The sequence below is a fragment of the Ensifer aridi genome, assembly GCF_002078505.1.
Lineage (GTDB): Bacteria > Pseudomonadota > Alphaproteobacteria > Rhizobiales > Rhizobiaceae > Sinorhizobium > Sinorhizobium aridi.
In genome coordinates, this window is sequence record NZ_LUAV01000036.1 from 22,489 (window position 1) to 34,993 (window position 12,505).

Below are 12,505 nucleotides of genomic sequence, written 5' to 3' on the forward strand. Positions count from 1 at the left end.
CTTAAAGTGGCAGAAGCCGAGTTTTTGCCGTTTACGAACGCGGCAGAGGTTGAGATGGGGGATATGAAACAACCAAAACAAAGGCAAGGACAGTTGGAGCGTGTATTGCAAAGTCTGCAGCAGAGTGCTCCCGCGAGATCCCAACAAGAAGCCTGGGACACCATCTCGGATGTCCTGCAGCAGGTGGACGCTGTCGATAGCTCCGGAACGTTCTGGACGATTCCTGCGTTGCATGCTTCCAGCTCCCGTCCCTATGGAGACGGAGGCACGGCTCTTCGGCTGATTGGGCACCACATCTACATCAACTCCAATGGTGCCTACCGGATTGTTGATCTGAGTAGCGGTGAGCTGCTTCCCATTTTCGACAAAGCGAATGCGGCTGGCACCCGCTTTGCCGAGGTCCCAAGCTATAGGATGCCGCTCTGAAATGCCATCTTAGGACGCAGCCTACCGTCAGTTGATGGCCAAGTTTACTTTCCTAAAGCCTGCGAAGTTGCCTGGTGGGTCATATTCGACCTTGAAGACGCCTTGGCACTTCATGGGCGCTGGAGCCCCATTGTCGCTGGTAAATCCGCGCGTGGCTGCCAAGGTTTCCTTTAGCAAGCCTGTGATCGCTGTGATGTTCTCATTGGCTTTGCTGTCTACATCGGTGCTGAGGCTGGTGAGGTTCCAGCCATCATTGAGGGTGGGTGTTGCCTTGACTGCGCCCATACCGGCAGAAATCGTTATGGCATATTCCTCTGTTTTGTCGGGCAGATAGAATGGCCTCACATCGCATGTGACAGTCTTTTCCGTCCTGGTTTCGACAAGAGCTAGGTAGGGTGCAGGCCGCCAATACCGGATGCCTTGCTGATTGTGGGATGTAACGCGCTTGACCTGCACTCCGGCGCAGGAGGTCATGGCTAGAGGGATGAGCATAAGGCACAGCGATGCACGCATAAAACGATTCCCCTCGAAATGGTGCAATGTGATTGAGGTGTGTATAGACGGGTACGCCCAACGTTCACGGCATTCACACGAGGGCTGCTTAAACCAGCCCGCGCTTTTTCTTCTCCCGGCGCATAATCTTGCCGAAAGCCTGTTCCCACCCATATGTATGAGGTAGCCGGTCGTATTCAGCGTCAGTACCCCGGATAAGGTCCAGGCGCGACCTCTTAGAAACCTCCTGCCAATTATCATAGAGGACATAGAGGGAGTTTCCGTATTCCATGTTCTCAAAGACAACGGCCGTTCTGGGTGCGAAGAAGAGGCTGGTTGATCGCGACCTGGTAAATCCCGCCGCCGCCAGCGCCGGTCGCCATCTTCAGGAGCTTGGTCGAAATCTTATAAAATCGAGGCTCGTGGAATTCGCGACGATAAACTTCCCTCTCATGAAAATGCAGATGCGTTCCGTACGTGGCTGCGTCGCCGAAGTTCGGTGTTTCCCAGTAAAATGTCTTCTTGATCTTCGGGAGATCGGTGCGCTTTACCTCCCAGCCATCAACATTGCGCGTGGAATACATTCCCATATCTCTGGGAGGCAGTAGCTCCGATGGTTCATCCAATTCGCTAGGTGGAGCTAGATGGCTGAACCGGCCGGCTACATCCGCGGCTGAAAGTGTCTTTACCGTACCAACTATGAAGGCATCCGTAGTAAGCTGCTGAATCTTTGAAATTATTTCCTCAGGCACTTTCCTGAGATTTCTCTTCCAAGGTACGTCTCTGAACTGCATTACACCCTCCGGGCGACTCTAGGTCGTACATTCGCATGTCGTGGGACAGCGTCAAGGCGTTTGTGGCTGAAGTTACCTGCATCTGGCAGTCGGTGACAAAATCGTCATCAGCATCATGGCAAACTAGCCAACGGCGCTGTGTCTCTTCTCGTCGCGTTCTTCGCGGATGATATCGGCAGATTCGTTGACACTTTTTGGCGTTGTGGAGAGTCCTCTGTCTAAGTTCGGTGCTTTTCCAGATTGCCACATACTAGCAACGGTTGAGTTTGTTCGCTAAGGTAAACCCATGAAAACACGATATGGATATGCAGGCATTCATGGGTTTGACCGCCAAACGGGGCTCAATATTCTCCTTGATGAGGTACATGTCGACCCATCTCAATGGTCTCTAGCGCCGCGTTACATGTCGTTTGCGCTCACCAATGCCTGTGAGCTTGCCTGCCCCTATTGCTACGCGTCTAAGATTCCGGCTCGACAACGGTTCGAGGATATCCTGCGTTGGGCCAAGGACCTTGATGCGGCAGGATGTTTTGGTGTCGGGTTTGGCGGCGGCGAGCCTATGCTGTATCCGAGATTTGCCGAACTCTGTCGGGACGTTGCCCTGGAAACGAATCTCGCCGTCACCATGACGACGCACGGACACCGGTTCAGTGACGAACTCTCAGACAAACTCAGCGGCCACGTAAACTTTATCCGCCTATCGATGGATGGCGTTGGAGAAACGTATGAGCGCTTAAGAGGTCGTTCCTTTCCTTCTTTCCTGGAAAAGCTTGCGCTGGTCAGGTCAACGGCGCGCTTTGGCGTCAACTTTGTTGTCAACGACGAGACTATTGAGGACCTGCCGGAAGCGGCTGCTCTTGTCTTTGGTGAGGGGGCGAAGGAATTCCTGCTGCTTCCCCAAACCGGAACTGATGGCAAGCTGGCGATGGCACCGGAGACATTGCAGCGCCTCAAGAACTGGGTCAGCGATAACTACGAGCGCTGTCGTCTCGCAACTTCGGCGCATGGAGGTGCGGAGATCGATGCCCCGATGCTGATGAACAGCAAGCCTGAATATCAGACCTATGATTTCATGCACGTAGATGCGATGGGTACTCTCAAGATTTCGGCCTTTGCGGGCGAGGGGATCAGCCTCACGGGTGGCACATCGATTGTGGCTGCGATCCAAGAAACACGTAGCAAACAAAGTCAAATGGAGGAGTACGCATAATGAAAATTTGGAACGGTTACGGCAGTGAGCATTCTGCCAATCTAGTAATCATCGGGAAATTCGCCGACGCATCTGCAGCACGCGACAATCTTGCCCTTTTTAATGAAGCGATAAAGGTAGCCCAGAGCGATTACGATTCCGGAAAATACAACAATGCGGCGCAGAAGAGGGAGTTTTCCGATGCAATGATGGATCTTTACCGTCGAACCCAGCTGTCACTGGGTTACACAGACCCTGAACAGCTTATCTATGAGTTCAACGCAAAGCAGGACGGCAACAAAGTCATCATTACGACCGAAGAAAATGACATTAATGCCGTGATCAAAATCCTGTTGCACGGCAACGCGAAAATCGAGGTCTATTCCGCGCATGATCACGATAGCATTTATGGCCGTCAGACGCGATCGTGATCGAAAAGCTCGCTGACGCCGCAGCTCAGTTCCGCCGGGCCATCGAGCATACTCATCCCTTAAGGTTACCCATTGGGTTGCAGGCTTTCCCAGCTGGAGCTTGTGGCGATGCTACGCTCCTGCCGGGATTTCACTGCTTAAAATGGGTGATCTTCCGACGCTACGTCCCAGTGCTCGAAGTCGCCCTCTAGATCAAGCTCCGGGTCCAGTTCTTCGAGACGGCGGGGATAATGTTCATCTAACACTTTTGGTAAGCTTGAGTTGGGAATCTGAGCCACAACCTTGCGGACCTCTGCGCCGTCTTTGTAGACAATGGTGTGCTTGCGGGCGTCTTCTCTGGAAGCGCAAAATAACAGTGGCGTGTGGCGGCCAGGTTGAAATGTCCGCCGTTCAGCAAAGTTAAAATGTCACTTTGGGCGCGTCGTCAGCCATTTAGAAATGCGACACTCGGCATCTCCGCTGGCGCTGACGCAAGCCCCCGACCGGACCGGCTGGGCCGGGTTGCAAGGGAAGGGAGGGGGCGGGTGTGAGGGGCACGCTTCGGCTTTAGCTTTGACAGTCAGATCAATAGATCATTCCGCGGCATCGAGGTGGGAGAGGGCCTGCCGCCGCCGAGCAATGACCGCGGGATCGTTCATAAAATCCGTCCGCTTGCCCGGCTTGCAGCCTCGCGGCGTATAGCCATTCTTCTCGCTGTTGGTCTTGACCTTCGGCGGCGGCAGTTGCTCCTGCCGCTCCTTGATGTAGGCCAGCACATCGGAAAGCCGCTTGTTCTCGGTGATCGCCGCATGCGTCACCCGCTGGTCCTTGTCGAACACCCGGTAGGGCAGGGAATGGCCTTTCCACCGCACATCCAATCGGCCATCCGCAAAAGCGTAGGTCTCAACATAGCGACCGACCAGCCCACGCGTCACCTCGTTCTCCTCGAGCATGATGCGCTTGCGCTCGTAGGAGAACGTCAACTGCGCGCCGACATAGCGCTGCTCGCGCTTGCAGAGAATCTCCTTGAGCCGGTCGGACATGATGTTCAGCGGCCGATGCAAATCGTCCGGCCGGACAGGGGCGCGGGCAAAGCGCGCATTATGACGCGCGATAAAACCGGGCAGGAAGGCGTTGCCCGCTTCCATGTCGGAGATCCCTGCCAGCCGTAGTTCCTTCACCAGACGGTCCTGCAGCGTCCGGTTCATCCGCTCGACGCGGCCCTTCGCCTGACTGGAATTTGCGCAAAGAATCTCGATATTTAGCTCAGATATTGCCCGGCCGAACTGGGTCATGCCCTGACCGCCCTTGGCATCCTTCTTCGCCACCCGGAACACCGAATGCTTGTCGGAATAAAACGCGATCGGCGCTCCATGCTCCTTCAGATAAAGCTCCAGCGCCTCGAAATACGTAAACGCACTTTCCGAGCGCACGAAGCGCAATTGCATCAGCTTACCGGTGGCATCGTCGATGAACACCAGAAAGCGAACAGGGCGGCGCCCGATCCTCAAACCAGCGATGCTCGGAACCGTCGATCTGCACCAGCTCGCCGAAGGCTTCTCGGCGCAGCCGCGGCTGATGGAAGCTGCGCCGCTGCTGGCGTGACAGCCACACGCCGGCCTCAGTCATCCATTTGCGCAAGGTCTCGCGCGACACCATCAGCCCATGCTCTTCGGCGAGCTTCTCGGCCGCAAGCGTCGGACCGAAATCCGCATAGCGCTCGCGCACGATCGCCACGGCATAGTCGCGCACACCGTCGCAAATCCGGTTGTTCGACGGTCGGCCGCGCGCCTTGTGCCGGATCGCCACGGCGCCGTGCTGCTCGAAGACATCCAGCAGCCGACGCACTTGACGCGTGCTCAGCGCCAGGATGTTGGCCGCCGAAACGATCGTCGTGCGTCCGTCGACCACCTTCGACAGAACCTCAATCCGCTGCAGATCGCGCTCGCTCATCGCAATCAATCCCATCCGCAATCTCCCACGTCATCAAAACGCGGGGAGAGTGACATTCTTACTTTGCAGGATCAGGACACTTTAACTTTGCGGCTACATGGCGAAGTTCCATAATACATATTATGCCGCAATGTAATGATATAACATAACGGATAGGGAAATGAGATCGGCGGGATCATGCCGGCTCCCAGGGGTTGATGATGTCTAGTCCAGTGGCCTCGAACGGACTGGTATCGCGCGTAGCAACCATAAAGCCATGCGCAACCGCTGTTGCGGCGATATAGCCATCCGCCTTGCCGATGGCCTTGCCTGACGTTTTCGCTTGCGCCATCAGGTCCGCATAACTTCGCGACGCGTCCAAGTCGAAGGGAAGAACGCGCCCTGCAAGGGCTGGCAAGACCTCTCCTTCCAAGCGATTCTGAAAGATCGTGCGTCGCTTGCCTGCCGGCATGGCCGCCAAGCCGAAACGCAGTTCGGCCACCGTAATCGCGGACAAATACAGTGTTTCAATCATCTGCGCATCGATCCAGGCCAACACAGTGCGGTCCGGCTCGGCCTTCCACAATTCGGATATGACGTTGGTGTCGAGCACGATCATTCGAAGCTCATCGGTTCAGCAGGAGTCTTGTCGCGGAGCTGGTTGAAATGCTCCGCTTCGGCATCCGTCAGCCCTCCAGCTTCATGGGCAATAGACGCCAATAAAGAGCCGAGTTTGACCCGCTCCGGGGGCCGGACAGTCGTTTCGAGGATGTCGCGGATCTCAGCTTCGGTGCTGCGGCCATGCATTGCTGCTCGTACGCGTAGCGCTCGGTGCACCTCGTCGGGCAGGTTCCTAACGGTCACATTCGCCATGATACCTTCCCTTCAATGATGATATCAAAGATATCATTATATATCTAGTGCTATCATACCGCAATATCTCATGGAAGATTTCGCCAATACTTGAGCCGCTCTAATCGATTATAGTTGTGATGAGCAGTTTTCCGGGGGTTTACTTGCCTCGCAAGTACCGCGTAAAAAAGCCTAGCACCGATTCGGTAGCTTATCCCCTGTCTTTCACGTACTCGCGGTTCGTGGCGCCGAGTGGACGATCAAAGACCGCCAGCCCGCTCACCAGTGGGTCGGCAGTAGTGCCTTGGGGCCGGTTGGCAAGCCACTGGAGTATGACAATGTCGAAGGATTCGGGTAAGGGCGATAATCACGGAGGCGGCCCCGGGAAGATCGAAATCATCGTCGTGGTGAACGGCCAGCCTACGCAGGTCGAAGCCAATCCCAACCAGCCGCTTCACGTAGTTCGCACCAAAGCCCTTGAGAGCACGCAAAACGTGGCCCAACCTGCCGACAACTGGGAGCTCAAGGACGAGGCCGGCAACTTGCTCGACGTCGACAAGAAAATCGGCGATTTCGGCTTCGCGAACACTGTAACCCTGTTCCTCAGCCTGAAGGCGGGTGTCGCAGGTGCCTGAACTCCAAACTGTGGACCCGGAGGTCTCGCGAGCAAAGTTTGATCGGGAGATCAGCCGGTTCCGGCCATATGCAGATGCCTATCGGGCTCAAGGCTGCTTCCTGATCGATGCGAGCTTCCCGAGCGCATTCTTCATATTTGCAAGCCCTAAAGTAAAGCCGCGCGTTATCGGCGCAGCCATCGAGATCGACTTCACCAACTACGACTTAAGACCACCGTCTGTGGTCTTTGTCGATCCATTTACGCGCCAGCCGATTGCCCGGAAGGATCTCCCCCTGAATATGCTGAGACGTCCGCCCGGAACGACGCCGGAAATGATTGGAGCTCTCATCCAGCAGAACGCCGTGACGGATTTCATTCAGGCCAACAGTCTCGAGGACCAACCATTCCTGTGCATGGCGGGAATCCGGGAATACCACGATAATCCAGCGCACTCAGGTGACCCATGGCTACTTCATCGGGGTTCTGGCGAAGGCTGTTTGGCCTTCATCCTGGACAAGATCATCAAGTACGGGACCGGCCCCGTGGAGCAGCTGCATATTCAGCTTCAATTCGCGGTGGGAGGGCTGCTGGTATCACCTCAGGCGATTCCAGAATGACCGCGTTAGAGGATGTCAGGACAGTCGCCCTCCCCCGAGATTGTGTGTCCACTGCACAGGCGCATCTGCGCTCGGTTGGACAGCAGGGCTATGAAGGAATGGCGCTCTGGGTCGGCGTTCAGCAAGACCAGCACTTTGCGGTAACAGAAACGGTTATCCCGGCGCAGAGACACATCCGAACGAGCGACGGCGTCTGCGTGATAGTTCCTGCCGACGAACTGCACCGCCTAAACGTCTGGCTCTACAAACGTGGCCTGATGCTTCTGGCGCAGATCCACAGTCATCCGGGCCGCGCCTATCACTCGACGACCGATGACGCCTACGCGATCGCTACCACGGTTGGGTGTCTCTCGCTGGTAGTGCCGAATTTCGCCCGCGAGCCTTTCGACCTTGCTCGTGTCGCCGCCTATCGACTTGACGCGAGGGCGAACTGGAATGAGGTCCCGTCCTCGGCACTGACGCGAATGATCACGATAACGAGTTGACGATGGCCCTTGCTAATTTCATCGACCGCGCCGCGACGGCGGCATCTCAGGTCCTGGCCGATTTTCATCTGGGCGACTTCAAAGCGGCTCTTGAAAAGCAGGTCGTGGCCGTCGCCTTCGACGATCAGGCCGCTTCCTGCGCCGAAGGCCAGGCGACGCTAGATCTTGCGGTGAGGTTGCTTGCCAGACTGTATCCGGTTCTGGCAATACTCCCCTTGGACAGTGCGGCGAGCTCTCAAGCCCAGGCGCTGGAGCGATTGGCAAAGTCGATCAATCCAAAAATTGGCATTCGGCGTTCCGGCAAGTCCGCCACGGTCTGCCTAGTTGCAGGCGCGACGCGCCCATCACTCCGGTGCCCAACCTTTTTCCTCGGATCGGACGGTTGGGCGGCAAAGCTGTCGCGTACGGACCCGGTGGGCTCTGGCTCGAGTTTGCTGCCCTATGGAGCTGGCGCCGCCAGTTGCTTCGGCGCCGCCAACGTCTTTCGAACCATCTTCGCCGCCCAGTTAACCGGCGCCGAGTTGGACCAGGACATTGACCTCTCGTTATACAGCTACAACAAGACCGAAGCTGGGGATGCTCGCCCGGTTGACCTTCCTGTCGACCTTGGCGAAACGCACCTCGTTGGGCTCGGCGCGATAGGCCATGGCGCGCTTTGGGCCCTGGCGAGACAATCCGGCCTCTCGGGTCGCCTGCATGTCGTCGACCACGAAGCGGTCGAACTCTCAAACCTGCAGCGCTACGTATTGGCCGGCCAAGCGGAGATCGGCATGTCCAAAGCGGTTCTTGCAACCACCGCCCTTCGATCGACCGCTTTAGAGGTCGAGGCGCACCCGCTGAAGTGGGCAGAACATGTTGCGCGCCGAGGCGACTGGATTTTCGATCGAGTGGGTGTGGCGCTTGACACAGCCGCCGACCGTCTCGCTGTCCAAGGTGCTCTGCCGCGATGGATCGCGAATGCCTGGACGCAGGAACACGATCTCGGCATCTCGCGGCATGGTTTCGATGACAGCCAGGCATGCCTTTGTTGCATGTACATGCCGTCCGGAAAATCCAAGGACGAGCACCAGCTGATTGCCGAGGAACTCGGGATACCGGAAGCACACGAGCAGGTGAAAGCGCTATTGCAGACCAACGCCGGCGTCCCCAACGACTTTGTGGTTCGAGTGGCTACGGCGATGGGCGTGCCTTTTGAGCCGCTCGCCCCGTTTGTTGGCCAACCTCTCCGTTCCTTCTACCAGCAGGCTATCTGCGGCGGTCTGGTATTCCAGCTTAGCGATGGAAGTCGTCTCGTTCGAACCGTGGTTCCGATGGCCTTTCAGTCAGCGCTTGCCGGGATCATGCTTGCCGCGGAGCTGGTCAAACATAGTGCGGGTTTTCCCATGAGCCCAACGACAAGCACTCGCGTGAATCTTCTGCGTCCCCTTGGATCTCACTTACATGACCCGAAAGCCAAAGACTCGAGCGGCCGCTGCATCTGTAGCGACGAAGATTTCATCTCAGCCTATAGGCGCAAATACGGCAACAGCGTTGAACCGCTGAGCAACATATCCGCTGCCTAAGCAGAAGCGGACGTCGCCGTTGCCGCGGACGGGGCGGCAGGGTGTGCGCGTGACAATGTCGGCGCCACTATGACACGCTCGGCCTTTTTCTCTGTCTCCGATCGTTCCACACGAATTCGGTCCAGCAGGAGTCTTGTCACGGAGCTGGTTGAATACTCCGCTTCGGCATCGGTCAAGCCCCATGCTTCAAGGTCAGCAGGCGCCAATAAAGAACCGTTTGACCCGCTCCGGGGGATGGGCAATCGCTTTAGAGGATGCTGCGGATCTCGGCTTCGGTGCTGCGGCCATGCATTGCTGCTCGCACGCGATGGCTATCTCTCACGATTTTTAGGGCTTTCATGACGAGCGCAAGGGTCTTTCCGGTACCTGCATCGCGAACGACATCTCCAAGGAGCGTCGACGACGCCTACGCAAACTCAGCCGTCACCCGCAGCTGCACGAGCTGGTTATCGATCAACTGAAGGCACTTTGGTCGCCGGAGCAGATCGCCGGCCGTCTGCTCGCCGACGGTGTGAGCGCCGTCCGTGTCTGCACCGAGACCATCTACCGCTTCATTTATGGCAAGGAAGATTATCCGCGGCAGCTCTGTCAGCATCTGCCGGAAGGCCGCCGCAAGCGCCGCCCACGCCGCTCCCGCAAGCCCCGCGACGGCTCGATCCCGTTTGACTGCAGGATCAGCCAACCCCTGATTTTATTGCCGATCGCACGCAGTTCGGCCATTGGCAAGGCGATCTGCTGATCTTCCGGCGCGACCTTGGTGAAGCCAATGTCACCTCGCTGGTCGAGCGCAAGAGCCCCTACACGGTGATGATCAAGAATGGCAGCCGCCACTCTCGCCCGCTTATCGACAAGATCGTATGGAGGCTGGCAATGCATTTTTGCCCGGCTTCATGCAGCACTACAATGCGCGGTTTGCGATTGTCCCTGCCCGGCCCGATGACCTGCACCGGCCGATGAACCTTGCCCCGGATCGGCTGCGCGACGTCCTGTGCAAGCGTGAGCAGCGTTATGTCGGTGCGCAACTGACGTTTTCGTTCGAGCGCCAGCGGATCATGCTGGAGGAGACCGAGGTGACGCGCGGACTGGTCGGGCGCTATGTCGAGACCTATGCCTATGCGGATGGTCGATTGGATGTACGGTGGAAAGGCCGTTCCCTGCCCTACCGGGTGTTCGACAAGGACCAGCGGGTGACGCATGCGGCGATCACCGAGAACAAGCGGCTTTCCGATGTGCTGGCCTACATCAAGGAGCGTCAGGAGCAGCAAAGCCGGCCGTGAAGACGAACAGCGAGAAGAATGGCTACAACCGCGCGGACGCAAGCCGGGCAAGCGGACGGATTTCATGAACGATCCAGCGGTCATTGCTCGGCGGCGGCAGGCGCTTTCCCAGCAAAGTGCGGTGGAGCAAGGGCAACCCTACCCGGCACAGTTCAATGGAGAATAAACTCGGAATGCATGTCTGATTCCAGCTTTAAACAGGCAGGCCACAAGGGTGTCTTGTGGTAGGTTCCGTGCTGCCAAATAGTCAGCCCCTTGCGATCTTCGTGCAGCAATCCCAGCCAGCACAGCGGGCGAATGATATCGTAGCGGAGCGACGACCTTTCCGCCCAGGTTTCGACAGTCATTTCTGCTGGCTCCGGGTACGATTCGCTCGGGTATAGCTCGTTCGCCAGTTCGTCCAACGAACAGCCCGTTTCTGCTTTCATACTGATAAGATTGAGAAAGACGTGCCACCAACGCATCCGATTACGGACGGCCTCCTGCGTCTGCCCGTGGTGGATATAGGCATAAAGATAATCCGTCGCGATCAGATCGAAGAAGGCCTGCGGTCTCGCCAAAAAGTCCTGGCCATGTTTTGTGGGCAGCAGGACGTCTTTTTTCCGGCGAAGAAGCTTTAGATGTCGGACCATATCCCGCACCACCCAGAGCGGCGGGATGTCGGCTTCATTGAGGACCTTATTCATCCTGTACAGGTCTTCGGATGTGTAGCCGGGCCAATCGAAATGAACGGCGGCCCAGTGCACGAACTTGCGGTTCATGGCGCCCGTCGCTGTTAATCCAATGCCATTGTGAGTGTCGGCATAGGATATCGTCACGATCATCCCGCGAAGCAGCGGCGACAGCGCGGCTACATCGACATCACCCATCAGCCTGATTTCCGGAAGCATCGCGAGATCCTGGCATTGCACATACAGCTGCCTGCAACATCTACCAGGAACGCAATAAATGAAACTGGGAAAGCTAAAGCCGAAGGGGTGCCCTTCAGCCGCCCCCTCCCTTCCCTTGCAACCCGGCCCAGCCGGTCCGGTCGGGGGCTTGCCTCAGCGCAAGTGGAGATGCCGAGTGTCATATTTCCAAATGGCTGAAGACGTATCCAAAGTGACATTTCTTCCGTGGTTGCCGCCCGTAGTGCAAGGAGTTTCTGACCTCTTGAACGTGTGATCGAGTGCGGTCTTCTGTCAGGCCTTCTTGTGCGGCAGCACCGAAACGGCGGCGATGGTCGGATCGATCTTCCATTCCGGGTACTGCATCATCGCGACCGGAAGCGTGATCCGACCGGGAGTGGCCAGGAAGATCGAGACTTGCACCACGAAGGAGAACACGGCAGCGGCGAAGATGCCCGGGCGGATCAGAGGCAGCGTCACCCGCCAGATGATTCCCGTCGGCGTATCGCCGAGGTTGGCGGCAGCTTCCTCGATCGACAGGTTGGCACCTTCGAGCGAAGCCACCAGCGGCCTGATGCACATAGAATGGTGAGCAGGATAGGGCCCATCACGAACACCCCGACGGAGCCCGTCAGTGGCAAACCACTGGCGATTTCGATTTCCATCACCGTGATGCAGAGCGATGCTCCGATCACGATGGCCGGAACCGTCATCGGCGACATCAACATTTAAAGGACTGCGGCGCGCCCCCTGAAAGCCAGTCGAACCATAACGATGGCCGCTGCTATGGACACCGCCAGCCCTGCGGCCGCTGCAAAGGCCGCGACCAGAACACTAAGGATAAAGCCGTCCAGAAAACTGCGGCTGGCGAGAGGCCTCCTGGTATTAGTGCAGCGAATAACCTTCCACCGGCAGTGACAGGATCTCGTTCGAAATCACCGACACCCAACTAACCAGGATATGTGG

15 protein-coding genes and 3 pseudogenes are annotated in these 12,505 nt (G+C 57.2%); 10 read left to right on the plus strand and 8 right to left on the minus strand.

Features of this window, described 5'->3' with window-relative positions; all coding sequences use genetic code 11:
- Nucleotides 1-6 precede the first annotated feature (6 nt).
- A complete protein-coding gene (locus AYK65_RS27715) occupies nt 7-426 on the plus strand; it encodes a hypothetical protein (protein ID WP_139793364.1) in 420 nt (139 codons plus the stop codon).
- A gap of 27 nt (nt 427-453) precedes the next feature.
- On the opposite strand, the gene AYK65_RS27720 is transcribed toward AYK65_RS27715, so the two are convergent.
- Together AYK65_RS27720 and AYK65_RS32175 are read right to left on the minus strand one after the other, a co-directional pair.
- Nucleotides 454-939, minus strand: a complete 486-nt coding sequence (locus AYK65_RS27720) for a hypothetical protein (RefSeq protein ID WP_139793365.1) — start codon at nt 937-939, stop codon at nt 454-456.
- 275 nt (nt 940-1,214) lie between these two features.
- A complete protein-coding gene (locus AYK65_RS32175; RefSeq protein ID WP_139793366.1) occupies nt 1,215-1,712 on the minus strand; it encodes a hypothetical protein in 498 nt (165 codons plus the stop codon).
- 286 nt (nt 1,713-1,998) lie between these two features.
- Between AYK65_RS32175 and AYK65_RS27735 the strand changes: the two genes are divergently transcribed.
- Nucleotides 1,999-2,922, plus strand: a complete 924-nt coding sequence (locus AYK65_RS27735) for a radical SAM protein (protein WP_081162406.1) — start codon at nt 1,999-2,001, stop codon at nt 2,920-2,922.
- A complete protein-coding gene (locus AYK65_RS27740; RefSeq protein WP_028002881.1) occupies nt 2,922-3,332 on the plus strand; it encodes a DUF6375 family protein in 411 nt (136 codons plus the stop codon). The genes AYK65_RS27735 and AYK65_RS27740 overlap by 1 nt, the downstream gene beginning before the upstream one ends.
- Before the next feature lie 572 nt (nt 3,333-3,904).
- Here AYK65_RS27740 and AYK65_RS27745 read toward each other — a convergent pair.
- The 3 genes and pseudogenes from AYK65_RS27745 to AYK65_RS27755 all read right to left on the minus strand — a co-directional run bounded on the left by AYK65_RS27745 (nt 3,905) and on the right by AYK65_RS27755 (nt 6,116).
- Nucleotides 3,905-5,279 (minus strand): annotated as a pseudogene (locus AYK65_RS27745) (ISNCY family transposase).
- A gap of 160 nt (nt 5,280-5,439) precedes the next feature.
- A complete protein-coding gene (locus AYK65_RS27750; protein WP_081162408.1) occupies nt 5,440-5,862 on the minus strand; it encodes a type II toxin-antitoxin system VapC family toxin in 423 nt (140 codons plus the stop codon).
- A complete protein-coding gene (locus AYK65_RS27755) occupies nt 5,859-6,116 on the minus strand; it encodes a FitA-like ribbon-helix-helix domain-containing protein (RefSeq protein ID WP_010875326.1) in 258 nt (85 codons plus the stop codon). Before AYK65_RS27755 ends, AYK65_RS27750 begins: the two co-directional genes overlap by 4 nt.
- A 317-nt stretch (nt 6,117-6,433) precedes the next feature.
- Here AYK65_RS27755 and AYK65_RS27760 point away from each other — a divergent pair, with 317 nt between their 5' ends.
- Genes AYK65_RS27760 through AYK65_RS27775 form a run of 4 tightly spaced genes read left to right on the plus strand, consistent with a single transcriptional unit; the run spans nt 6,434 to nt 9,375 of the window.
- The gene (locus tag AYK65_RS27760; RefSeq protein ID WP_081162409.1) at nt 6,434-6,730 is read left to right on the plus strand and encodes a DUF2604 domain-containing protein; all 297 of its coding nucleotides are present in this window, start codon (nt 6,434-6,436) and stop codon (nt 6,728-6,730) included.
- Nucleotides 6,723-7,328 carry a putative metal-binding protein gene (locus AYK65_RS27765; protein WP_081162452.1) on the plus strand — a complete coding sequence of 202 codons (606 nt, stop codon included), beginning with the start codon at nt 6,723-6,725 and terminating at the stop codon, nt 7,326-7,328. The genes AYK65_RS27760 and AYK65_RS27765 overlap by 8 nt, the downstream gene beginning before the upstream one ends.
- Nucleotides 7,329-7,372: 44 nt before the next feature.
- Complete coding sequence (locus AYK65_RS27770; RefSeq protein WP_244560128.1) at nt 7,373-7,813, plus strand: Mov34/MPN/PAD-1 family protein; 441 nt, start codon at nt 7,373-7,375, stop codon at nt 7,811-7,813.
- A gap of 2 nt (nt 7,814-7,815) precedes the next feature.
- A complete protein-coding gene (locus tag AYK65_RS27775; RefSeq protein ID WP_081162412.1) occupies nt 7,816-9,375 on the plus strand; it encodes an E2 ligase fold family C protein in 1,560 nt (519 codons plus the stop codon).
- A gap of 247 nt (nt 9,376-9,622) precedes the next feature.
- Here AYK65_RS27775 and AYK65_RS33995 read toward each other — a convergent pair whose 3' ends face one another.
- Entirely contained in the window at nt 9,623-9,715 is a 93-nt protein-coding gene (locus tag AYK65_RS33995) for a FitA-like ribbon-helix-helix domain-containing protein (RefSeq protein WP_420810269.1), read from the minus strand.
- Between AYK65_RS33995 and AYK65_RS33395 the strand changes: the two are divergent.
- Nucleotides 9,710-10,233 (plus strand): annotated as a pseudogene (locus AYK65_RS33395) (IS30 family transposase); the annotation flags it as partial. The gene AYK65_RS33995 and the pseudogene AYK65_RS33395 sit on opposite strands and share 6 nt — an antisense overlap.
- A pseudogene (locus AYK65_RS27785) lies at nt 10,233-10,818 on the plus strand (ISNCY family transposase); the annotation flags it as partial. The pseudogenes AYK65_RS33395 and AYK65_RS27785, both read left to right, overlap by 1 nt.
- Here AYK65_RS27785 and AYK65_RS27790 read toward each other — a convergent pair.
- Nucleotides 10,805-11,542: a hypothetical protein gene (locus AYK65_RS27790; protein WP_081162455.1), complete on the minus strand. Its 738-nt coding sequence runs from the start codon at nt 11,540-11,542 to the stop codon at nt 10,805-10,807. The pseudogene AYK65_RS27785 and the gene AYK65_RS27790 sit on opposite strands and share 14 nt — an antisense overlap.
- A 291-nt stretch (nt 11,543-11,833) precedes the next feature.
- Nucleotides 11,834-12,103, minus strand: a complete 270-nt coding sequence (locus AYK65_RS27795) for an ABC transporter permease (protein WP_139793367.1) — start codon at nt 12,101-12,103, stop codon at nt 11,834-11,836.
- A gap of 21 nt (nt 12,104-12,124) precedes the next feature.
- Between AYK65_RS27795 and AYK65_RS32640 the strand changes: the two genes are divergently transcribed.
- Nucleotides 12,125-12,271 carry a hypothetical protein gene (locus AYK65_RS32640; RefSeq protein WP_172402076.1) on the plus strand — a complete coding sequence of 49 codons (147 nt, stop codon included), beginning with the start codon at nt 12,125-12,127 and terminating at the stop codon, nt 12,269-12,271.
- Nucleotides 12,272-12,505: the final 234 nt, after the last annotated feature.